Source organism: Thiopseudomonas denitrificans, assembly GCF_002866065.1.
GTDB classification, from domain to species: domain Bacteria; phylum Pseudomonadota; class Gammaproteobacteria; order Pseudomonadales; family Pseudomonadaceae; genus Thiopseudomonas; species Thiopseudomonas denitrificans.
Genome location: NZ_LNJZ01000004.1, coordinates 16,897 through 39,631 on the forward strand (window position 1 = coordinate 16,897; position 22,735 = coordinate 39,631).

The following is a 22,735-nucleotide window of genomic DNA, read 5'->3' on the forward strand; positions in this document are numbered from 1 at the left end:
CGATCCATGTCGCTGACCCGAGCAAGGGCGGCGTGCGTCATTGCCTTTTGATGCGCTTCTTCACCAACTCCTGGCTTATCGGTGGCCCCCTACGGTTGCCTCTTCTTTATTGCATGCACCTTTCGACGGGTTGGGCAGAATATCCAACACTTGCTCGGACGGACGACACAGGCGGGTGCCCAGTGGCGTCACCACAATTGGGCGGTTAATCAGGATGGGATGTTCCAGCATGAAGCTGACCAGCTGTTCGTCGCTCCAGCCAGGGTCGTGCAAACCCAGTTCGGCATAAGGCGTGCCCGACTCACGCAGCAGTGCTCGCACTGGAATGCCCATTGCAGCAATCAGTGACTCCAGTGTTGTCCGGTCCGGTGGGGTGTTCAGGTATTCAATAATTGCAGGTTCTGCTCCGCTGTTGCGGATTAGGTCCAGCACATTGCGTGATGTGCCGCATGCCGGGTTGTGATAGAGGGTGATTATGCTCATGTTGCGCCTTCTTTTCAGAGTAGTTAGAATTCAACGATACAATAATTCAACGATATTTGAAGAGTAGCAAAATGGATAACATAACCGCAACACGGGTTTTTGAGTGCCTTGCCTCGCCGGTGCGACTGGATGTATTCAAGCTGTTGGTTAAACAGGGGCCTGCTGGTCTGGTAGCCGGCGAGATTGCCAGCCTGCTGAATTTACCAGCCACGAACTTGTCGTTTCACCTGAAGAACTTGACTCAGGCAGGTTTGCTTAGCGTGGAGCAAGAGGGACGGTATCTGCGCTATCGCGCTGATATCCCCCTGATGCTTGAGCTGATCAATTTTTTGACCCATGAATGCTGTGCTGGTCACCCCGAGTTATGCCTGGATTTCCGGGCGACATCGAATTGTTCGTCCGAGCAAGATAAAGAGGCAGGTAACTGATCATGTTGCTAGCCCTGGTGATATTTTTGCTCACACTGGTATTTGTCATTTGGCAGCCAAGAGGGTTGGGCATTGGCTATAGCGCTCTGGCCGGTGCGATTGTCGCACTGGCCGTCGGCGTGGTGCATTGGGCAGATGTGGCGTTGGTCTGGGGCATTGTCTGGGACGCCACATTTACCTTTGTGGCTTTGATTATCATCTCGTTAATCCTGGACGAGGCGGGCATCTTCACTTGGGCGGCACTGCATGTGGCGCGGCTCGGTGGTGGTAGTGGGCGCAGATTGCTGCCATTGATTGTGGTGCTGGGGGCACTGGTCAGTGCGCTGTTTGCCAACGACGGTGCTGCCTTGTTGTTGACGCCTATCGTGATTGCCATTTTGCTGCGTTTGCATTTTACGCCGATGGCAACCCTGGCGTTCATTGTTGCTACGGGCTTCGTTGCGGATACCACCAGCTTGCCGCTGATTATTTCCAACCTGGTCAATATTGTCACCGCCAACTATTTTGACATCAGTTTTGGTCGCTACGCAGCGGTTATGGTACCGGTCAACCTGGTATCCCTGTTGGCTACCTTGTTGGTGGTGTGGCTGGTGTTTGCCCGTGACATACCGCGTGACTACGCCTTGGCAGGACTGGAGTCACCGCAGAGTGCAGTGAAGGACCCGTTGGTGTTTCGTCTGACATTCCCGCTGCTGGTGGTACTGCTGTTGGCCTACTTTGTCACAGCCCCACTGGGGGTTCCCGTCTCTGTAGTTACCGGAGCTGCCGCAGTATTACTGATGGTTGTGGCGGGACGCTGGTGGCAAGGCGGACGTGACGCACAGGTGTCAGTACGCAAGGCATTGCAGGGAGCGCCCTGGCAGATTGTGCTGTTTTCTCTTGGTATGTATCTGGTCGTTTACGGGCTGGGCAAGGCAGGATTGACCGGGCTGGGAGCGGATGCATTGCAATGGCTGGCTGGCCAAGGAGACTTTGTCGCCACGGTGGGAAGTGGCGTGCTGGCGGCATTGGTGGCATCGGTAATGAACAACTTGCCGTCCACGCTGGTCAGTGCTTTGGCGATTGAACAGGCACTGGTGGCAGAACAAACACGCGAGCTGATGATTTACGCCAGCGTGATCGGCAATGACCTTGGGCCGAAATTCACTCCGATTGGCAGTTTGGCTACTTTGCTCTGGCTACATGTGCTGGCTGGGAAAAACTACCGTATTAGCTGGGGACAATACATGAAGGTTGGTTTGCTACTGACCCCGCCGGTGTTGCTGAGCAGTCTGCTAGCGCTTTATGTGTGGTTGCCGCTCACGGGTGGATAATACATAGCTCGAAATGATAATGGTTATTAGTTGATAATGGTTATCAGCTAGAGTAGCATGCTGCCGCTTACAATATTGACCATCAGGAGGGCAGCATGGCAGGAGTAAGGGTAGCTGGGCGCTGGTTGGCGTCCGCTTTTTGTGTAGGGATGGCATTGCCGGTACTGGCTGAGCCAGTGAAGCTGGAAGGCGTACAGCTGCAGCAGGCGATACAGCGGCTGGCGCAGATGTCTGGTTTGCAGGTGCAAGGTATCGAGCACCTGACAGGGGAGCAGCGTATCTCTATAGAGGGGGAGTCAAAGGAGTTACTGAATTCGTTGCTTGGAGGTTCAGGAGCAAGCTGGGATATCCAGAATGGGGTGCTGCGAATTTATCCTGTCGCCCCGGGCCGTAGAGCCGATGTAGTACAGCTTCCACAAACAGTGGTACTGGGGCAGGTTGAGCCGAGCGGGCTGATGGTGCTGGATCGCAATATGCTGGCGAGCATGCCTGCCGGGAACGGGGACTTGACCAGTGCGCTGAAAATCCATCCAAATGTGCAGTTTGATAATGCTCAGCTTAGCAGCAAGACACCAGGTGAAATTGCACCAGCGAATATCAGTATTAACGGCGCTCATTTTTACCAAAACGCCTTTGTAGTGGATGGTATTGGTTTTAATAACGATATTGACCCAGCTCATGACAACACGGCGCTGCTGGACTCGGCACCAGGTCGTAGCCAGGGGTTGGCACTGGACATTGACCTGCTGGAAAATATCCAGGTATATGACTCCAACGTACCGGCATCTTTTGGTGGCTTTACCGGTGGGGTGGTCGAGGCCAATACACGTGCGCCATCCAAAGCGTTTAGCGGTAAAGTTTCAATCCAGACTTCACGAGATTCCTGGACCCGTTACCACATCGATAAGCGTGATCGCGAGAACTTCGAAAATTCCGGTAATGCCAATATGCAGCCCAAGTTTACCAAGTGGACTCGGCGCGCCAATCTGGAAGGTCATGTCACCGACAACTTTGGCCTGATGGCCAGCGTCAGCCAGAAACGTTCCACTATTCCGCTCAGTTTTTATTCGGCCAATAATGTGGCGCAAATGGGCTACCAGGAAGAAAAGCAAAAGCGCAAAATTGATAACTATTTCCTCAAGTCGGTATGGAGTATCAACGACCGGCTGGTGCTGGAAAGCTCGGTGACCCATGCCCCGGAAGTCAACTATTACTTTGCCTCCAACATCATGAACTCTGGGGTAAACCTGAAAAGTGGCGGCCAGCAATATGCGATGAAGCTCAAGTGGGACGCCGACTGGGCCAGAGTTGAGCAGAATCTGGCCTACAGCGTGCTGGAGCAGTCCCGCGACTCCGACAACGACGACTATTACACCTGGCGAAAATCCACTGCCAAAGATTGGGGGGTTGGCAGCAGGGCTACTACCAACAGTCTTGAAGGTGGTTACGGTGATATTGAGCAAGAGCAGAAGACCTTGCAGTACAAGCTGGACATCAACTTAAACCCCTGGGTGACGGGAGCAGTGACGCACAATATCAGTACCGGCCTGGATGCCAGTTGGAGCAAGGTCAGCTATGAGCGCCTGACCGAGGCTAATGTATATGTATCACCGGCTTCTACCAACACCTGTGTCCGGGTCGATGGTACTGCGGCCGGTGCTTGTTTGATGAGTCCGACCATCAATGGCTGGAACGGCCAGTATATGACCTCGCGCACACGCTATGTTCAGGGCGGCTTCAACTTTACCACCCGTGAGCTGGCCGCTTATGTGCAAAATGATATGCGCATGGGCAACCTCAAACTGCGTCCGGGTGTGCGGATTGATAACGACAACTACATGGGGAAAACCACCATTGCACCGCGGCTGGCCATGGAATATGACCTGATGGGCAATCAGCGTACGGTGTTCAGTGCTGGTGCCAACCGTTATTACGGGCGCAGCATCTATGCCTGGCGTTTGCAAGACGGTCGCAACCGCCTGCGCTTTACAGACCGGCGTACAGCGGCCAGCGGCGGTATTAACGCCGAGTGGACTCAAACCGCCCATGCCGCGAACAACAGTACGTTCAACCAGCTGGATGTGCCTTACGACGATGAGTGGATGCTGGGTTTCAAGCAACAGTTCGCTGAGCTGGAGTTTGCTTTCAAGTATGTCAACCGTACCGGCAAGGATCAGGTGGTCAAAGTGCGTGGCACTACACTGGGGCAGCCATCCAACAATCCGGACCTGCTGTCCAGTACCTATACCACTTACACCAATGCCGGTCGCAGCCGTAACGATATTTACACCTTGACGGTACAGCCCTTGCGACCGCTGGATTTTGCCGGCACTCAAACCAGTGCTTTGCTGGCGCTGGACTGGAGCAAAAGCAAAGCATCTTCGCCGATTTATTCGGATACAGGTGATACCTATTTCGATAATGACTATATCCAGTATAAGGGTAGATTTATCCATTATGCGGATCGTCCAGCCGACAATTATCATCGACCCTGGACGGCACGACTGAATACCACCACCAAAATCGAGTCAATAAATCTGACCGTGGACAACTTTGTCCGCTACCGCTCAGGTTATGCCAAGGCAGGCAATACCGGCAAAAAAGTCGAGTATAACGGGCAGTTGGTCAATGTCTGGGATGAACTGGAATATAAGGCAGTTGTGACCTGGGATATGCGGCTGGGCTGGGAGCTGCCTGTGGCAAAAAATCAGGCAGCTTTTGTCAATCTTGATATTTTTAACGTACTCGACAAGCAGGTCGTGTCCGCTGCTTCCACCACCAATGCCGAGACGGCAGTGCCAACCTATGAAGTCGGACGGCAGTTCTGGCTGGAAGTTGGATACCGGTTCTGATACGGCAAGGGGGAGTAATCATGGGTAGACAGGTACTGCTGTTGGTCATCGCGCTGGCGCTGATGCAACAAACGCTTGCATGCGATCTGCTTGCGCAGGGGGCTGAGACAGTGGATGAACACTGTCTGCGCAGCCTGTACCAGCAGCCACCGAAAAACTGGCCTGCACCACAGGTTGATGCCGGTATCGACTGGCAGGAATTGTCAGCCTTACCTTCGCGGCAAGTGCAGGATATTTCCGTCCTGCAGCGTATCAAACTTGGTCGGGAGCTGTTTTTTGATCCGGCCTTGTCGCGCAGCCGTGATATTTCCTGTGCCAGTTGTCATGCACCCGAGCTGGGATTTTCCGATGGGCGAAGGACGTCTGTCGGACATGAGCAGCGCCAGGGACGTCGCAATGCACCCAGTGTGGTCATGAGCGCGTTTACCCGCTCGCCATTCTGGGATGGACGTACGCACAGCCTGGAAGAGCAGGCGCTCAAACCGGTGGAGGATCCGGTAGAAATGGGTTTTACCGTTGATGAACTGGTGGAACGGCTGGCAGCGTCGCAGCACTATCGGCAGCGTTTCTTTGAAGTGCTCGACAGCCCAGTGACTGCAGCCGGAATTGCCGACGTACTGGCTGACTATCAGCGTTCGTTACTACCCTATGACACCGACTTCGAACGCTTCATGTTGGGTGATCAGGATTCCCTTGATGATCGGCAGCTGCGAGGGCTGCACCTGTTTCGTACCAAAGCCCGCTGTATGAACTGTCACCATGGCGTGGCACTGAGCGATGATCAGTTCCACAACCTGGGGCTGACCTATTATGGCCGCAAGTACGAGGACCTGGGGCGTCACGAGGTCAGCGGAGCAGACGAGGATGTTGGCCGTTTTCGCACGCCTTCCCTGCGGCTGGTCAGTCAGACCGGACCATGGATGCACAATGGCTTGTTTCCGTACTTGTGGGGCGTCATTAACATGTATGACGCAGGTATGCCGCAGCCCAAACCCCGTGCTGACCAGCAGGGCGATCCACGGTTTCCAGCAACTTCGTCACTCATCAAACCGCTAGGTTTGACACCTGCCGAGAAGCAGGATCTTGAGGCATTTTTACGCAGCTTGTAGAGTGGTCCGCGAACCGGCACTGGTTATTGCACCAGTGTGTTACGGTTTATATCGCTGATTTTGGCATTGGCGGTCAAGGTCATGGCGACGCGCATTTCTTTTTCCAGCAGTTCCAGCAGGTGGCTGACACCAGTCTCACCGGCGGCGGCCAGCGCGTAGATATAGGCGCGGCCGATCATGCAGCAGTCGGCACCTAGTGCCAGCATGCGTACGATATCCAGCCCGTTGCGAATGCCGGAGTCGACCAGAATCTTCAGGTCGCCTTTGACCGCGTCGGCAATCGCTGGCAGGGCGCGGGCGGTGGACAGCACGCCATCAAGCTGGCGGCCACCGTGGTTGGAAACAACAATGCCATCAGCGCCAAAGCGCACGGCATCCTTGGCGTCTTCGGCATCCAGAATGCCCTTGATGACCATGGGGCCGTCCCAGAACTCGCGAATCCACTCCAGATCTTTCCACGAAATGGACGGGTCAAAGTTGTCGGCCAGATAACCGATGTAGTCTTCCAGTCCTACCGCACCGCCTTTGTAGCGGGAGATATTGCCCAGGTCATGCGGCTTGCCGTGCAGGCCGACATCCCAGGCCCAGAACGGATGCAGCACCGCCTGCGCATAGCGGCGCATGGCGGCGTAAGGGCCGCTCATGCCGGAATGGGCATCGCGATAGCGCGCGCCGGGCGTGGGCATGTCAACAGTGAACACCAGTGTAGAACAGCCGGCGGCTTTGGCCCGTTCCAGCACGTTCTGCATGAAGCCGCGGTCCTTGAGCACATACAGCTGGAACCACATGGGGCGCTTGATGGCTGGTACCACTTCCTCGATGGGGCAGACCGATACGGTGGACAGGGTGAAGGGAATGCCGAAGCGGTCGGCCGCCCGCGCTGCCTGTACCTCGCCGCGGCGGGCATACATGCCGGTCAAGCCGACCGGCGATAGCGCCAGCGGCATGCGTAACTGCTCGCCAAACAGTTCTGTGGACAGGTCCAGCTGCGACATGTCCTTGAGCACCCTTTGACGCAGCGCCACCTCCGACAGGTCCGCCACGTTACGTGCCAGCGTATGCTCGGCATAGGCACCACCGTCGATGTAATGAAACAGGAACGGCGGCAGTTTGCGTTTAGCGGCTTTACGGTAGTCGGTGGATGCGGAAATGATCATGGTGGTCTCGCATGTTGTTCTGATTGATGGTGTGACTATAGAGTCTTGCCGTGCTGGCTGCCACTGCTGTTTTGCGGAATGAAAAAGCCGCATCGGATGGATGCGGCTTCGGGGTTGGAGCAATCAGGCTGAACTAGAACTCGTAGGTGGCGGAAACCCACAGACGGCGGCGTTCTTCCAGACCACCAGTAGTGGAGCGACCGGTCTGGCTGTAGTCGGTTGCGTAGGTTGGAGTGCCGTTGTTGTCGTAGATCTTGGCTTTGGCAAAGTTCTTGTCCAACAGGTTGTAAATGGTAGCGTTGAAGGTCAGCGTATCGGTGGCGCGATAAGAACCACCCAGGTGGAACAGACTGTAAGCCTTGGTTTTGCTGCCCAGCGCGTTGTACAGGTTTTTGTCGCCAGAGCTTAGGTTGTTGTACTTGGAGGTAAAGCGGACACGTTTGCCGCGATACTCGTTTTTCAGCCACAGGCTTAGGCGATCAGTGGTATTCCAGTTCAAGCTTACGTTGGCCACGTGGCGTGGTGTGTTGGTGAGTTGAGCACCTTTGTCATCGCCTTTTTTCTGTTCGCTTTCGGTATAGGTGTAGTTGCCGCCGATGCTCCAGTTATCCAGGAACTGCCAACGTGTGGCAAGCTCAATACCGCGGGTGACGGCTTCACCTATATTGAGGTCTTGACTGTAAGTATCATCGGCGATGCCTGGGCGTCCGCTGACGAAGATGTCTTTAGATTCAATCTTGTCCTTGAACTTGGTATGGAACAGGGTGGCATTGGCGCTGAAGCCGGATAGATTGTCATAGTAAGCCGCTAACTCAGTGCTAGTGCTTTTTTCTGGTTTCAGATCAGGGTTGCCAATGGTCAAATCAAGGCCTTGGTTAGTGACGCCGTTAATACCGCTATGCAAAGCATTTAGGTTGGGTGTTTTGTAACCCTTGCTGACGCCACCTTTCAGGGTCCAGTTATCAGTAGTGTTCCAGACCAGGTAAGCGCGAGGGCTAAAGTGGCTACCAAAGGCTTGGTGTCGGTCCATGCGACCACCCAGAGTTAAGGCAAAGTCTGGGTGGAAACGCCATTCATTTTCGGCAAAGATAGCAGCAGCTTCCTGCTTGAATTTGTTTGGAGCGATACCATCTTCAAGCTTGGAGTGGCGATATTGTGCGCCGAGAGTGGTTATGTTGTTCTCAATAAACTGACTGACCAGTTTGGAATCTACAACCAGATCCTTGTTTTCCAAGGTGCGGTGATCACCACCAATGATGCCCGGATAGCCGGCATAAGGTGAACCAATGGTGCCGGGAATGGTACGTCCGATGGTTTCGGTGGTGTTGTAGGTAATGGCGCTTTCCAGTGTACCTATATCAAAACGGCCGGTATGGCTGAGTGCATATTGGGTACGTTCAAACTTGAGTTCGTCAGCATAACCATTGGCAGTGGTAGCCGCAGGTGCAGTACAAGCACGGTTAAGGCCGTCCAGGGTGCCCAGCTGACATTCATCGTTATCGTAACGCTGACGGCCTTTTTCGAAGTCCAAAGCAAAGTCGTGGTTATCGGTTGGAGTGAAGTCCAGACGGCCACCCAGGTTAAATTTTTGACCGGATACGGGGGATGGGCCGCGCTTGCTGATGACCGTGCCATCACTGAACTTCAGGTTGGATTCCTCACGATCCCAGAAGCTGCCGCGTACGCTCAGGCCCACCAAGTTTTCCACCAGCGGACCGCTGCTGTAAAAGCTGGTGCTGCCGGTATCACCATACTGGCTGTGCTCCTGCAGGGTGTAGTCGGCACTGATGCTGCCGCTCCACTCGGTGTTGACCTTCTTGGTGATGATGTTGATCACGCCACCCATGGCGTCGGAGCCATACAAGGTGGACATTGGGCCACGAATCACCTCGATGCGTTCGATGGCCGACATGGGCGGCATAAAACTGGTAGATGTTTCACCAAACCCGTTGGGGGTGACATCGCCTGATGGGTTTTGACGGCGACCATCGATCAGGATCAGAGTGTATTCGCTGGGCATGCCGCGGAAGCTGATGTTCAGGCCGCCGGTTTTGCCAATGCCTTGGCCGATATCGATGCCTTCGACATCACCCAGTGCCTGTGCCAGATTGTTGTAGCGCTTTTTCTGCAGGTCTTCATTGCTGATGACGGAGATGCTGGCCGGGGCTTCGGTGATTTTCTGTTCGAAGCCGGCAGCACTGACCACGGTTGCCCCGAGGTTGGCGGGGGACTCGTTGGCCATGGCGGTAGTTGCGCCGAGGATGGAAAGGGTAATCAGGGACGGTGTAAATGAGCGGCGCATGGCAGCCTCCTGTTATTGGAATGCTGCGCATGGTATTTGTTCTCCTTTACAATGTAAAGGAGAATGCAAGTTGTTCTTGTTTATATTCGGTTTGGCTTTTTATGCCTGTTTGTCCTATTTGCGGATTTCGATGACACCGTTGGCAATCATTTTCAGTTCGGAGTTGCCGGCCTCGACCATTGGGGCACTTTCAGCCATAGGGGCGGATGACGCCATTACGGCGCGGGCATACATGGGGGGCTGGTAGCCACCCTGGCTGCCGAGGTTGAGGTTGACCAGCCGGTAGTCCTTGCCGCCAAGGCTTTGTGTGGCCAGTTGTGCACGGTTGTTGAAGGCGGCAATGGCCTGCTCCAGCAGTTGGTCTTCGTGTTGCTGGCGGGTGCTTTCGGCAATGCCGAAACGCATGGAGCCCATGTTCATGTTTTGCAGCAGGGTACCAGTGAGGGTGGAGAGCTGGGCGAAGTTGGTGCTTTCCAGTCGCAGTTCGGCACGTTCGCGCCAGGCGATGATTTTCTTGCCCTTGTCGTCATAAACCGGGCTGCTATTGCGGTTGCCCATGGAGAGTTTGACCTCGGGAGCACTCTTGCTTTGGCTGATGGCCTGGTTGAGGGTGCGGGTGATGTCTTGTGCCAGACTGGCAGCATCGCTGTTGCGGTCTTCGGTGTACAGGGTGACATACATCAGGTCGTGGGGGATCTGTGTGCTGGCCTCGGCCTGGAGGGAAACCCTGTTGTAGGTGTTGTTGTCGGCCATGACGACCGTGGCAAACAGACTGGTGGTGGCCAGCGTGGCAATGGCAAGGGCATTCTTCATGGCGTGGCGTGCTCCGGAGCGGTTTTGATGCAGCCTGTGACAGCCGCGTGCGGATAAGGTTCCTGCCGGCGTGACATGTTGTCGCAGCATGTCCTGCGGTGTGGTTGTGTCCTTGCGATATACTGGGCACGCTCGGGATGTTCCGGCAAACACTGGAGTTGCAACGTGCTGGAAACCTCCCGTTTTTTATCGGCAAGCCGCCAGAACCTGCGGCGTTTGTCGTGGATTCGCATGCTGGTATTGCTGTCCCAGGCGGGCTCGCTGGGTGCGGTCTATCTGAGCGAGCTGATCAGCCTGTCCTGGGGACCGTTGCTGGTGGTGGTGTTGGCGGCGGCAGTCCTGTACATCATGACCGCGATCCGTTTGCGCTTGCGTTGGCCGGTGACCGAATTCGAGTTTGCCGTGCAGCTGGGCTTTGATCTGCTGCTGCACAGCTTGCTGTTGTATTACACCGGGGGTTCGACCAACCCTTTTGTGGCCTATTATCTGGTTCCGTTGACCATTGCTGCGGCCACACTGCCGTGGATTTACCCGGTGGTATTGAGCGGGCTGGCGCTGAGCGGCTATACCGCGCTGCTGATCTGGTACGAGCCGCTGCATATCAGCGGCTTGCCGTATGATGCCCTGCTGATTACGTTGCACCTGTTTGGCATGTGGCTGAATTTTGCCCTGTCGGCGGCCTTCATTACCTTCTTTGTTTCGAAAATGGCCCAGGCGGTGCGTGATCAGGAAGAGCAGCAGGCGGAACACCGGGAAGAGGTGTTGCGTGACCAGCAGCTGATGGCGGTTGCCACACAGGCGGCCGGTGCGGCGCACGAGCTGGGGACGCCATTGTCGACCATGAGTGTGCTGTTGGGCGAATTACGCCAGGAACACCCCGGCGAGTATGGGTTGCAGGAGGATCTGGCGCTGCTGCAGGAGCAGGTGCGTTTGTGCAAGGACACGCTGCAGAGTCTGGTGCGTGCTGCCGAGGCTGACCGCTCCCGGCCGGTGCATGAGCTGGCTCTGGTGGACTGGTTTGAGGCATGCGTTAACCGCTGGCATCTGATGCGCCCGGAAGCAACCTATGACTATGACTGTTCGGGACTGGGGGAGCCGCCACGGATCACCGCCCCGACTGATCTGGGACAGGCACTGCTTAACCTGCTCAATAACGCGACGGATGCCTGCCCTGATGATCTGAAGATCCAGTTGCACTGGGACCGGCAAGGGGTGTGCATCAGCATTCATGACCAGGGGGCAGGTGTGCCGTTGCAGATATCCGAACAGCTGGGCAAACCATTTATTACCACCAAGGGCAAGGGGCTTGGTCTGGGGCTGTTTTTGAGTCAGGCCAGCGTGACGCGCGCCGGTGGTAGTGTGAAGCTTTATAACCGTGAGGGCGGTGGTACCCTGACTGAGTTGTGGTTGCCGTATCAGCCGGAGCTTTTCCCGAGGAGAGAGAAATGACTGAAGAGAGTCTGTTTTGTGCCGAAGAACAACCGCACATCCTGCTGGTGGATGATGATGAAACCTTTACCCGGGTGATGGCCAGGGCCATGACGCGCCGGGGGCTGCGAGTATCGGTGGCCGGTTCTGCCGAGGAGGGGCTGGAGGTGGCACGCAAGGATGTGCCGGACTATGCGGTGCTGGACCTGAAGATGGAGGGGGATTCGGGGCTGGTGCTGCTGCCGAAGCTGCTTGAGCTGGATGCGGAGATGCAGGTGGTGATTCTGACCGGCTATTCGAGCATTGCAACAGCGGTCGAGGCGATCAAGCGGGGTGCGCGTAACTATTTGTGTAAGCCGGCAGATGCCGATGACGTGCTGGTGGCGTTGCTGTCAGACCGGGCTGAGGTAGAAAATCTGGTACCGGAAAATCCGATTTCCGTTGACCGTTTGCAGTGGGAGCACATCCAGCGGGTGCTGGCTGAACATGATGGCAATGTTTCGGCAACGGCGCGGGCGCTCGGTATGCACCGGCGTACTTTGCAGCGCAAGCTGCAGAAGCGTCCGGTTCGGCGTTAGCGGGTACCGAACACAACGATGGTTTTGCCCTTGACATAGATCAGCTCGCGCTCTTCCAGCTCCTTGAGGACCCGGCCGACCATCTCGCGCGAGCAGCCGACAATGCGGCCGATTTCCTGGCGGGTGATCTTGATCTNGGTCAAGCAGTGTGCGCGCGATGCGGCCGGTGACGTCGAGAAATGCCAGGTCACCCACCTTGCGCGTAGTGTTGCGCAAGCGGTCGGCCATCTGGCAGCCCAACAGGTAGATGTATGCCGGGTCTTCCTTGGCCAGTTCCATGTATTTGCAATAGGCTATCTCTGCAACTTCGCATTCTGTGCGCGCGCGAACCCATGCGCTGCGGGCGGTTTCGCTCTTGCTGTTGAACAGGCCAAGTTCGCCGATCACATCACCTTCATTGAGGTAGGCAATGATCATTTCCTTGCCTTCGTCGTCTTCGATCAGAATGGTTACCGAGCCCTTGGTGATGAAGCACAGGGAGTCGCATGGGTCGCCGGCATAGATGATGGTGCTTTTTGCGGGGTAGCGCCGCAGTGAGCAGTGCGGCAGGATTTTTTCGATGTTCTTGATTTTTTGTGAAAGGGCAACAGCAACCATTTGATAACCTCAGAATGAACGTGAAGGGCTGACGGTTGTAATCCGCAGTTGAACCATTCGTAGTTGGAGACTTGATAGCGATATTATATGTCGTTGTTATGAAATGCCAGTATTGGCTAAATAGAGGGGGTAGCGGCTATATATTGACGTCAAAAGGATGTCTTGTGCCGTTCGCGAGAGTTGATGTTCAGGTCCCCTTTCCAGGCGACGCGGAGTATTATTGGCCGTTTTTGCGGCTTGAGAAACAAGAATCAAGTTGGATACAACTGTTGACCAGTAAGGAAAATGTAATGCAGGCACGAGTCAAGTGGGTCGAAGAGGTTTTGTTTATGGGGCAGTCGGGCTCTGGTCATACTGTCATGATGGACGGGCCGGAAGAAGTGGGCGGGCGCAATCTGGCGGCCCGGCCCATGGAAATGCTGCTGATGGGACTGGGCGGTTGCAGTACTTTTGATGTGGTCAGCATTCTGAAAAAATCACGTCAGCAGGTTGAGTCCTGCGAAGTGGAGATTCGGGCCGAACGTGCCGATACCGAACCCAAGGTGTTCACCCGGATTGATCTGCACTTTGTCGTCAGTGGGCAGAACCTGAAAGAAAGTGCAGTGCAGCGGGCGGTGGCGTTGTCGGCAGAGAAATACTGTTCCGCTTCCATCATGCTGGAACGTGCCGGCGTGGCCATCGGGCACAGCTTCAGTATTGTCGGGGCTGACGCCGCCGAGTAAATGCGAAGTTGCTGCTGGCTCCTGCGGGAGGTGATCAGCCCGCCTTGCAGGGCTGGTGGCTCAGATGCGGTAGGTGCTGGCCGTCATGATCTTGGCCAGCAAGCTCATGCCTGCCTTGACCGGTGCCGGAAAACGATAGCCACCCGCCGCAATGGCGCTGGTGGAATGCTCCTGCTCGTCAAGGTACATCTGCTCCAGAATGGCGCGGGACTTCTGTTCTGCGGCCGGCAGCTGGCCTAGGTGATTATCCAGGTGCTTGCAGACCTGGTCTTCGGTTGCGGCGACAAAACCAAGGCTCAGCTTGTCGCTGATGGCTCCCGCCCCGGCGCCAATGGCAAATGACAGGCCATAAAACAGCGGGTTGAGCAGGCTGGTGCGTCCGCCCAGCTCCTTGATGCGTTGTTCGCACCAGACCAGATGATCGATCTCTTCCTCGGCGGCATGCTCCATGGCCGTGCGGATCTCCTCACGGTGGGCGGTGAGTGCCTGGCCCTGGTAAAGGGCCTGTGCACAGACCTCGCCGGTATGATTGATGCGCATCAGTCCGGCAACGTGCTTGCGCTGTTGTTCGTCCAGGCTGCTTTCCGGCTGGCAGGTGGCAGGTGAGGGGCGTGATGCCTGGCAGCTCTCCGGTACCAGGGTGCGCAGGGCGGCATCAGCCTGCATGGTGAGCCGGTCAAACAGTGAGTAATGTCTTTGCATCGGAAATCCTGGTGGCAATGATAAAGCCGGGCTGAAACGGGTTGAAAGCATGAGTCATGGAGCGGCCGGAGTTGTACCGCCTAGCCCGGCGGCCAGCTCATCTGGCGTTGCCCCAGTACGTGCAAGTGGATGTGATAAACGGTTTGCCCGCCCAGCTCGTTGCAGTTCATGGTGACGCGAAAGCCGTCCGCGCAACCCTGCTCGCCAGCCAGACGCTGGGCAGTGTAGAGAATGTGTCCGGCCAGTTCGCGGTCATCTTCTTGCAGGTCGTTCATGGTGCTGATGTGCTTTTTCGGGATGACCAAAAAATGCACGGGTGCCTGCGGGGCAATATCATGGAACGCGACAACCAGATCGTCTTCGTAGATTTTCTTGGCGGGAATATCGCCCGCTACGATTTTGCAGAACAAACAGTCCACCGGATTACCTCCTGGCTGGTGTAAGATGCCTGAGTGTAACGCCCTGTGCGTCAGGGGGCTAGTCAGTCGGCAATCTGGACGGTGGTAAAAAGGGTGAAAAACGATATTCGCGACTTGCAGCTGGTGCTGGATGCACGGGTACGGCTGGTGGCCATCGAGTCCTGGGACGAGTTGCGGGTGCTGGAAACCCTGACTTCGGTTGCCGTGCACCGTGGCAGCAACCTGATGGTGTGGTCGATCAGCGAAGGGTTGCACCGCATGGATTTTGGCGGGCCGATGGTGGAAGGCACCGATACGCTGGAAGGAGCACTGCGCTTCGTCAAGGCGGACCCGCAGCCCGGGCTTTATGTCTTCTTTGATGTGCATCCTTTTTTGCGTGACGATCCGCTGGCGGTGCGCCTGATCAAGGAAGTGGCCATTGCCGAAGGTGGGCAGCGTCCGACGCTGGTGCTGGTATCCCACGCCCTCAGGTTGCCGGCGGAAGTGCAGCGTTATGCAGCCCGCTTCAACCTGTCACTGCCCAGCGAAGACGAGCTTTTGAGCATCGTGCGCGAAGAGGCGGCGCGCTGGAGCCAGAAAAACCGGGGCATTCGCGTGCGCACCGACAACCGTACCCTGCAGCAAGTGGTCAACAACCTGCGTGGGCTCAGTCATGCCGATGCCCGTCTGCTGGCCCGCAGCCTGATTTGCGATGACGGTGCCATCACCCAGGAAGACCTGCCCGAGCTGAACAAGGCCAAATTCCAGTTGCTGGACCTTGACGGAGTGCTTGGCTACGAGGCCGATACTGCCCGGTTCGCCGATGTTGGTGGTCTGGTCAACCTGAAACGCTGGTTAGCCGAGCGCCAGGCCGCGTTCATGGCCGGCAGTTTGCAGGACATGCCCAAGGGCGTTTTGTTGCTGGGGGCGCAGGGCAGTGGCAAAAGCCTGGCTGCCAAGGCGGTGGCCGGTTTGTGGGGCTTGCCGCTGTTGCGGCTGGATTTTGCCGCACTCTACAACAAGTATTTTGGCGAGACCGAGCGCAACCTGCGCGAGGCGCTGGCACTGGCCGAACGTATGTCGCCTTGCGTGTTGTGGATGGATGAAATAGAGAAGGGGCTGGCCACCGGTGAAATGGATGGCGGTGTCAGCCAGCGGATTCTGGGTACGCTGCTGACCTGGATGGCCGAGCGCAAGTCATCGGTATTCGTGGTGGCCACCGCCAACGTGATCAAACGATTGCCGCCGGAACTGCTGCGCAAGGGGCGTTTTGACGAGGTGTTTTTTGTCGATTTGCCGGATCTGCGGGTACGCGAAGAGATCTTTCGCATCCACCTGCAGCGCCGTGAACTGGAGCCGCAAGCGTTCAACCTGTCTGAGCTGGCAATGCTGACGGACGGCTTTTCCGGCGCTGAAATCGAGCAGGCCGTGGTGTCGGCCCTGTATACCGCCCAGGCCCGCCAGCAGGATGTAGAGCAGCCGCTGTTGGTGGAGATGTTGCAGCGCACGGTGCCGTTGTCGGTGCTGATGGCCGAAGACCTGGCCGCCCTGCGCAGCTGGGCGACCTCCCGCACCGTGGCGGCTGGCTGAGTCCATTTTGATGGCAGCCATCTGTAGGTGCGAATTTATTCGCACAAAGCGCTTGCATAAGCCGAAGTGCGAATAAATTCGCACCTGCGTTTGTTGTGTATTCGCACCAGCGGTATGTGTAGCTCAGAATACAGGCTTCACGACTGCCAGAATAACCACCGCCAGCAGGAAAATCACCGGCACCTCGTTGTACCAGCGATAGAAGACGTGACTTTTGCGGTCAATGTCATTGGCAAAGCGGCGCAAAAACACCCCCAGTGAAAAGTGGTAGGCAATCAGCACAGCGATCAGCGTCAGCTTGATATGCATCCAGGGCATCTTCAGCAAAGCCGGGTTCATCCACAGCATGGCCAGCCCCAGGCCGAGGGTGGCGATCAGCGAAGGGTGCATGATGCCGCGATAGAGCTTGCGTTCCATGATGCAAAAACGGTCACGGCTCACTTTGTCTTCACTGGAAGCATGGTAAACAAACAGGCGTGGCAGGTAGAATAAGCCTGCAAACCAGCAAACCATGGCAATGATGTGCAGGGCCTTGACCCAAAGGTAACTCATGCAGAGTGCTCCTGTATCTGGTTGTGAACGGCGCTTATATTACATGGAGCGCCCGACTTTTGGTTTTTAGTTGGCAGATTTCTTAACTGAAGGGGAAAGACGATGCTCAAGGTCGCAATTGTCGGCGGCACCGGTTATACGGGTGTTGAACTGTTACGTATTCTCGCACTGCACCCGCAGGCAGAAGTGGTGTATATCACTTCGCGCTCGGAAGAAGGCGTGCGTGTGGCCGACATGTACCCGAACTTGCGCGAGCATTATCCGGATCTTGTGTTCAGCAACCCGGTGGCACAACAGCTGGGCGAGTGCGATGTGGTATTTTTTGCCACTCCGCACGGCGTTGCTCACAGTCTGGCCGCCGAGGTACTGGCTGCCGGCACCCGCATCATCGACCTGTCGGCCGATTTTCGTCTGCAGGATATTCCGTTGTGGGAGCAATGGTACGGTCAGTCCCATGGCGCACCTGAGCTGGTAGGCGAGGCCGTCTATGGCCTGCCCGAAGTCAACCGCAAGCAGATTGCTGGTGCACGACTGCTGGCCGTGCCGGGCTGTTATCCGACTTCGGTGCAATTAGGCTTTTTGCCACTGGCCGAACAGGGGCTGCTCAATGGCCAGCATCTGATTGCCAGTTGTGCTTCCGGCGTCAGTGGCGCGGGGCGTGGCACCAAGCTGGGCTCGCTGTTTTGTGAGGCGACCGAAAGCGTCAAGGCTTATGGCGTTCAGGGCCACCGGCACCTGCCGGAGATCGAACAAGGTCTGGCCCGTGCCGCCGGTCAGCCACTGGGACTGACCTTTGTGCCGCATCTGGTGCCCATGATCCGCGGCATCCACGCTACCCTTTATACCGCAGAAATCGACATGGCCGTGGACGTGCAGGCGCTGTACGAACAACGGTACGCCGGCGAGCGCTTTGTCGATGTGATGCCGGCCGGCAGCTTTCCGGAAACCCGCAGTGTGAAAGGTTCCAACCTGTGCCGTATTGCGGTACACAGGCCACAGGCTGGTGAACGTGTGGTGATCCTTTCGGTCATCGACAACCTGGTCAAGGGCGCTTCGGGCCAGGCTGTGCAGAACATGAATATCATGTTCGGTTTTCCGGAAGACGCAGGCCTGCAAACGGTGGCGCTGATACCTTGATCCTGGACTTGAAAACAGGAATTACAGACTGCATATACCTGAGTGATTTGCTAGGATATGCGCATGAACTGATACGGCCACAGGCCGGGAGCTGTGAAACATGAGTGTTGAATCATTTCAGCCTGCTGCAATGCAGTTTAGCCAGACAGCGGCGAACAAGGTGAAAGGACTGATCGAGGAAGAGGGCAATGACCGTTTGATGTTGCGTGTGTTCATTACCGGTGGCGGTTGCTCAGGCTTCCAGTATGGTTTCACCTTCGATGAAGACATGGAAGAGGACGATACCGTAGTTGAGCGCGATGGCGTGAAGCTGGTGGTGGACCCGATGAGTTTCCAGTATCTGGAAGGCGCCGAGGTGGATTACACCGAAGGCTTGGAAGGCTCGCGCTTCATCATCAATAACCCTAATGCCAGCACGACTTGCGGCTGCGGTTCTTCTTTCTCGGTATAGCAGACTATGCCGGATACACCGCGCCCAGCACTCTCAAGCCCCGGGCACCGGTGACTTCAGGCCGGTTTGCCGGTATCCCTTCCAGACAGCAGTGTGCCAGCCAGGCAAATGCCATGGCTTCCATCCAGTCGGCAGGCACACCCAGGCTGTCCGTGGTTGTGACTTCGAGACCGGGCAGCAGGCAGCCCAAGCGTTCGAGCAAATACCCGTTATGCGCCCCGCCACCACAGACAGCCACTTGTTGTAGCGCGGTTTGTTGTGCGCTGATTGACTGGCTGATGCTGGTGGCGGTGAGTTCGACCAGCGTTGCCTGAATGTCTTGCGGCGGACAGGGCGGATGTGTAGCCAGTTGCTGTTCCAGCCAGGCCAGGTTGAACAGTTCGCGTCCGGTACTTTTCGGGCCGCTGACGCTGAAATAAGGCTGTTGCAGAAAGCCGTCCAGCAGTGCCTGGCTGATTGTACCGCTGCGCGCCCAGTCGCCATTGCTGTCGTACTGCCGGCCGAGGTTTTTCTGTATCCAGGCATCCAGTAGGACATTGCCCGGACCGCAGTCGAAACCGGATACCGGTTCTCCGGGTAGAACAAAGCTGACATTGCTGAAACCACCGATATTGACGATCGCACTGGACTGTCCCGAAGCGGAAAACAGCCATTGGTGAAAGGCGGGTACCAGTGGTGCGCCCTGGCCGCCGGCAGCCAGGTCACGCTGACGAAAGTGGCTGACAACGCTGATTCCGCTCAGCTCGGCCAGAAGTGCAGGTGTGCCGATCTGTACGCTGAAGCCGAGCTCCGGATGATGGCGGATGGTTTGTCCGTGGCTGCCAATGGCCCTGATGGCCGAAGCGGCGATGGACTGGCGTTGCAGGAGCTGTTTGACGCCATCTGTTGCCAGACGGGCCCAGCGTTGCTCGGCCACTGAGAGGCGTACCAGTTCATTGTCACAGGGCTGGCACAGAGCCAGCAATTCTGTGCGTAGTGCGGAAGGGAAGTCGATGAACTGGCTGTCAAGCAGCCGGATATTCTGGCCAATATCGACCAGGCAGATGTCCAGTCCGTCCAGGCTGGTTCCGGACATGATGCCGATATAAAATTGCATCGTTACTCGGCGCTGGTATCAGCCTTGGCCAGCTGTGTGGCTTTTTCCTGGTCGAGCATGGCCACGTATGCCTGGGTAGCCTGCCTGAAGCTTGCCATTTCAGCTTTTGGAATGGGATCGGCGGTTGGCAGCTTGTGGCTGAGCGGATCAACATGCGAGCCGTTGACGTGGAACTCGTAATGCAGGTGCGGGCCGGTGGCCAGACCGGTCATGCCGACGTAACCGATGACCTGTCCCTGGGTTACGGTGGAGCCGCTGCGCATGCCTTTGGCGTAGCTATTCATGTGGGCATACAGTGTGCGGTACTTGCCACCATGCTGGATGATGATGGTTTTTCCGTAGCCGTTCTTGTTGCCGACAAAAGCGATTTTTCCGTTACCGGTTGCCTTGATCGGAGTGCCGGTCGGCGCCGCATAGTCAACACCCTTGTGGGCGCGGATCTTGTTCAGGACCGGGTGCTTGCGGCCGGGGTTGAACTTAGAGCTGATGCGGCTGAAATCAACCGGCGTGCGGATGAAAGCCCGACGGCTGCTGGTGCCGTCACTGTTGTAATAGGCTGTCTGGCCGCTTTTGTCGGTATAGCGTACGGCAGTGTGGATTTTGCCCTTGTTGGTGAACCGCGCGGCAAGAATATTACCGGTGCCTACCACCTGGTCATCAAGCATTTTCTGCTCGTACACCACCTCAAAGCTGTCTCCGCTGCGCAGATCACGGGCAAAGTCGATGTCGTAGGCAAAGACATTGGCCATGTCCAGTGCCAGCTTGTACGGCATGCCTGCTGACTGGGTGGCTGCCAGCAGGCTGCTGGTAATTACACCGCTGGACGTGGTTTCGGTCTGGGTGGTTTCCTGTACGTGCTTGGCGAAATTGTAGCGGCCAGTGCTGTCGTCGCGGGCAATTTCGATGCTTTCCAGCGGGCTTAGCTGGCTGGTGACCGACTGGAAAGAGCCTTCCTGATCAAAGTTGAAGACCAGTTCCTGGCCGACTTTCAGGTCGGTGAAGCGTCGGGAGTTCTTGTCCTGCTCCAGTATGGTCATGAGCAGGCTGTGGCCAATATCCAGTTGTTCGAAAATGGCAGACAGGGAACTTCCGTTTTCAACCACAACGCTGACGCTGCGCGACAGGTCGGGTTCCTCGATAATTTGTGCGGCTACCGTTGTTTCCGGCTGACTGGCAGCTGGTGCGGCACCAGCTTTGGCGGAGCTGATGGTATCTCCTGGTGCAACAGGACGGGGCGCAGGCAGCAGCTGTTTGCTGTGCAGTGCTGCCGGAGACTCCAGAACAGCCTTTTTGGCTTCTACTTCTTTGGAGGGGTAGATCACCAGGACCATGCTGATCATGGCGGCTACGCCGCTAGCGGCGATCAGGTGTTTCTTTGGATATACCGGCTGCTTTGGGAAGTCGTGCTGTGTCGTCATAATAATCTTTTTCTGGCGAACAAGGGAAAACAGCTGTTGGCGGGCAACAGGCCTGATGCCGTCGTGGGTGGCGCAGGCTGATCTTGGATGGCACCGGAGAGTTTATGTTCCCCGGGATCTGACAATCATTGCATGCAATGCAGCCACGGACGGGTTTCCCGACTTTAAGCTAAACTGCCCGAAAGGCAGCAAAGCGGCTGATTGGCTATGGTATTCGGGTTTCCCTTGAATTGCCATGGCCGTTTTTTGAAAAATGCGTTCAAAATTGTCGTACTATGGTCGCCTATTGTGTTGGATTCTTTGATTAGGTAAATGATGTATGTCAAGCAACATGCTCCCGGAGGAACAAATTGCGCTGATCAGGCGTGGCACAGAAAGCCTGCTGGTAGAGGAAGAACTGCTGGCCAAGCTCAGGCAGGGTCGGCCCTTGAGGGTCAAGGCGGGATTCGACCCGACCGCACCTGACTTGCATCTTGGACACACGGTTCTGATCAACAAGCTGAAAGTGTTTCAGGATCTGGGCCATGAAGTGATCTTTTTGATTGGTGATTTCACCGGAATGATCGGTGATCCTAGTGGCAAGAGCGCAACGCGCCCGCCTTTGACCCGTGAGCAGGTCATGGCTAATGCGGAGACCTACAAGGAGCAGGTTTTCAAGATTCTTGATCCGCAGAAAACCCGTATTGCTTTCAACTCCGAATGGATCAATCTGCTGACGCCGGCTGATTTCATCAGGCTGGCATCCAGCTATACCGTCGCCCGCATGCTGGAGCGCGAAGATTTTCATAATCGTTACAGCACGCAGCAACCGATTGCCATCCATGAGTTTTTATATCCGCTGGTTCAGGGCTACGACTCGGTTGCGCTGGAGGCAGATATTGAGCTGGGTGGTACCGACCAGACATTTAACCTGCTGATGGGGCGTGAGCTGCAGCGTTCCTATGGTCAGGCACCGCAATGCATTTTGACCGTGCCGTTGCTTGAGGGGCTGGATGGCGTCAAGAAGATGTCCAAATCTCTGGGCAACTACGTCGGTATTCAGGAAGCGCCGGGCGTAATGTACAACAAGATCCTGTCCATGCCTGATGAGTTGATCTGGCGTTACTTTGAGCTGCTAAGCTTCAGGTCGATGACTGAAATCGAGGGCTTGCAGCATGAGATGGAGGCAGGGCGCAATCCGCGCGACATCAAGATTGAGTTGGCGCATGAGCTGATTGCACGTTTCCATGGAGCGGAAGCCGCTGCCAATGCCCATAAATCTGCGGGCAACCGTCTTGCCGAAGGCGAGCTGCCGGATGATCTGCCCGAGATTGAGGTCGTTGCTGGTGCAGTCCTGCCCATCGGTGCGCTGTTGAATCGCGCTGGCCTGGTCAAGAATGCAGCTGCTGCCCGCAACATGTTGGATGCCGGCAGTGTCAGGGTGGATGGTGAGGTGGTGGGCAAGGATTTCATGTGCCAGCCAGGGCATGACTATGTATGCCAAGCGGGCAAGAAAAACTTTGCACGCATTAAAATGCTTGAAGGCTGAATCAAGGCTGTGTATTATGACCCTCCTGTCTTCACGAGCCGGTTCGCCCTGAAGCGGCCTGAAAAGAAATTTTCAAAAGGG

At 56.2% G+C, this 22,735-nt stretch carries 20 protein-coding genes and 1 pseudogene; 11 read left to right on the plus strand and 10 right to left on the minus strand.

Annotated features, from left to right (window positions below):
• Positions 1-75 precede the first annotated feature (75 nt).
• Positions 76-483 carry an arsenate reductase (glutaredoxin) gene (gene arsC, locus AR306_RS03250; RefSeq protein WP_101496131.1) on the minus strand — a complete coding sequence of 136 codons (408 nt, stop codon included), beginning with the start codon at positions 481-483 and terminating at the stop codon, positions 76-78.
• A gap of 71 nt (positions 484-554) precedes the next feature.
• Here arsC and AR306_RS03255 point away from each other — a divergent pair, with 71 nt between their 5' ends.
• The 4 genes from AR306_RS03255 to AR306_RS03270 all read left to right on the plus strand — a co-directional run bounded on the left by AR306_RS03255 (position 555) and on the right by AR306_RS03270 (position 6,185).
• Positions 555-911 carry an ArsR/SmtB family transcription factor gene (locus AR306_RS03255; RefSeq protein ID WP_101496132.1) on the plus strand — a complete coding sequence of 119 codons (357 nt, stop codon included), beginning with the start codon at positions 555-557 and terminating at the stop codon, positions 909-911.
• Between the two features lie 2 nt (positions 912-913).
• Positions 914-2,224, plus strand: coding sequence for an arsenic transporter (locus AR306_RS03260; RefSeq protein ID WP_166627910.1), 1,311 nt, complete (start codon positions 914-916; stop codon positions 2,222-2,224).
• A gap of 95 nt (positions 2,225-2,319) precedes the next feature.
• Entirely contained in the window at positions 2,320-5,076 is a 2,757-nt protein-coding gene (locus tag AR306_RS03265; RefSeq protein ID WP_101496133.1) for a TonB-dependent receptor, read from the plus strand.
• Between the two features lie 20 nt (positions 5,077-5,096).
• Complete coding sequence (locus tag AR306_RS03270) at positions 5,097-6,185, plus strand: cytochrome-c peroxidase (RefSeq protein ID WP_240622467.1); 1,089 nt, start codon at positions 5,097-5,099, stop codon at positions 6,183-6,185.
• Positions 6,186-6,208: 23 nt separating this feature from the next.
• On the opposite strand, the gene lldD is transcribed toward AR306_RS03270, so the two are convergent.
• The 3 genes from lldD to AR306_RS03285 form a co-directional block, all read right to left on the minus strand.
• The gene (gene lldD / locus AR306_RS03275; RefSeq protein WP_101496134.1) at positions 6,209-7,342 is read right to left on the minus strand and encodes an FMN-dependent L-lactate dehydrogenase LldD; all 1,134 of its coding nucleotides are present in this window, start codon (positions 7,340-7,342) and stop codon (positions 6,209-6,211) included.
• Positions 7,343-7,475: 133 nt separating this feature from the next.
• Positions 7,476-9,644 carry a TonB-dependent receptor domain-containing protein gene (locus AR306_RS03280; RefSeq protein WP_101496135.1) on the minus strand — a complete coding sequence of 723 codons (2,169 nt, stop codon included), beginning with the start codon at positions 9,642-9,644 and terminating at the stop codon, positions 7,476-7,478.
• Positions 9,645-9,758: 114 nt separating this feature from the next.
• Positions 9,759-10,457: an SIMPL domain-containing protein gene (locus AR306_RS03285; RefSeq protein WP_101496136.1), complete on the minus strand. Its 699-nt coding sequence runs from the start codon at positions 10,455-10,457 to the stop codon at positions 9,759-9,761.
• Between the two features lie 165 nt (positions 10,458-10,622).
• Between AR306_RS03285 and AR306_RS03290 the strand changes: the two genes are divergently transcribed.
• Complete coding sequence (locus tag AR306_RS03290) at positions 10,623-11,906, plus strand: ATP-binding protein (protein ID WP_240622468.1); 1,284 nt, start codon at positions 10,623-10,625, stop codon at positions 11,904-11,906.
• Positions 11,903-12,463, plus strand: a complete 561-nt coding sequence (locus AR306_RS03295; RefSeq protein ID WP_101496138.1) for a response regulator transcription factor — start codon at positions 11,903-11,905, stop codon at positions 12,461-12,463. Before AR306_RS03290 ends, AR306_RS03295 begins: the two co-directional genes overlap by 4 nt.
• On the opposite strand, the pseudogene crp reads toward AR306_RS03295, so the two are convergent.
• Positions 12,460-13,060, minus strand: a pseudogene (gene crp / locus AR306_RS03300) (cAMP-activated global transcriptional regulator CRP). The gene AR306_RS03295 and the pseudogene crp overlap by 4 nt on opposite strands.
• Before the next feature lie 290 nt (positions 13,061-13,350).
• Between crp and AR306_RS03305 the strand changes: the two are divergent.
• Positions 13,351-13,782, plus strand: a complete 432-nt coding sequence (locus tag AR306_RS03305; RefSeq protein ID WP_101496139.1) for an OsmC family protein — start codon at positions 13,351-13,353, stop codon at positions 13,780-13,782.
• A gap of 60 nt (positions 13,783-13,842) precedes the next feature.
• On the opposite strand, the gene coq7 is transcribed toward AR306_RS03305, so the two are convergent.
• Together coq7 and AR306_RS03315 are read right to left on the minus strand one after the other, a co-directional pair.
• The gene (coq7, locus tag AR306_RS03310; RefSeq protein WP_101496140.1) at positions 13,843-14,484 is read right to left on the minus strand and encodes a 2-polyprenyl-3-methyl-6-methoxy-1,4-benzoquinone monooxygenase; all 642 of its coding nucleotides are present in this window, start codon (positions 14,482-14,484) and stop codon (positions 13,843-13,845) included.
• An 80-nt stretch (positions 14,485-14,564) separates the two neighbouring features.
• Positions 14,565-14,903 (minus strand): histidine triad nucleotide-binding protein, encoded by a 339-nt coding sequence (locus AR306_RS03315; protein ID WP_101496141.1) that lies wholly within the window; start codon positions 14,901-14,903, stop codon positions 14,565-14,567.
• Positions 14,904-14,996: 93 nt separating this feature from the next.
• On the opposite strand from AR306_RS03315, the gene AR306_RS03320 reads away from it, so the two are divergent.
• Complete coding sequence (locus AR306_RS03320) at positions 14,997-16,472, plus strand: AAA family ATPase (RefSeq protein ID WP_101496142.1); 1,476 nt, start codon at positions 14,997-14,999, stop codon at positions 16,470-16,472.
• 123 nt (positions 16,473-16,595) lie between these two features.
• Here the strand turns inward: AR306_RS03320 and hemJ are convergent, their stop codons facing one another.
• Positions 16,596-17,024, minus strand: a complete 429-nt coding sequence (hemJ, locus tag AR306_RS03325) for a protoporphyrinogen oxidase HemJ (RefSeq protein ID WP_101496143.1) — start codon at positions 17,022-17,024, stop codon at positions 16,596-16,598.
• Positions 17,025-17,126: 102 nt separating this feature from the next.
• On the opposite strand from hemJ, the gene argC reads away from it, so the two are divergent.
• Positions 17,127-18,161 (plus strand): N-acetyl-gamma-glutamyl-phosphate reductase, encoded by a 1,035-nt coding sequence (gene argC / locus AR306_RS03330; RefSeq protein ID WP_101496144.1) that lies wholly within the window; start codon positions 17,127-17,129, stop codon positions 18,159-18,161.
• Between the two features lie 100 nt (positions 18,162-18,261).
• Positions 18,262-18,612: an iron-sulfur cluster insertion protein ErpA gene (erpA, locus tag AR306_RS03335; RefSeq protein WP_101496145.1), complete on the plus strand. Its 351-nt coding sequence runs from the start codon at positions 18,262-18,264 to the stop codon at positions 18,610-18,612.
• Between the two features lie 4 nt (positions 18,613-18,616).
• Here erpA and AR306_RS03340 read toward each other — a convergent pair whose 3' ends face one another.
• Positions 18,617-19,708: an anhydro-N-acetylmuramic acid kinase gene (locus AR306_RS03340; RefSeq protein ID WP_101496146.1), complete on the minus strand. Its 1,092-nt coding sequence runs from the start codon at positions 19,706-19,708 to the stop codon at positions 18,617-18,619.
• A gap of 2 nt (positions 19,709-19,710) precedes the next feature.
• Positions 19,711-21,126: a M23 family metallopeptidase gene (locus tag AR306_RS03345; RefSeq protein ID WP_101496147.1), complete on the minus strand. Its 1,416-nt coding sequence runs from the start codon at positions 21,124-21,126 to the stop codon at positions 19,711-19,713.
• Positions 21,127-21,457: 331 nt separating this feature from the next.
• On the opposite strand from AR306_RS03345, the gene tyrS reads away from it, so the two are divergent.
• Positions 21,458-22,654 carry a tyrosine--tRNA ligase gene (tyrS, locus tag AR306_RS03350; protein WP_101496152.1) on the plus strand — a complete coding sequence of 399 codons (1,197 nt, stop codon included), beginning with the start codon at positions 21,458-21,460 and terminating at the stop codon, positions 22,652-22,654.
• Positions 22,655-22,735 lie beyond the last annotated feature (81 nt).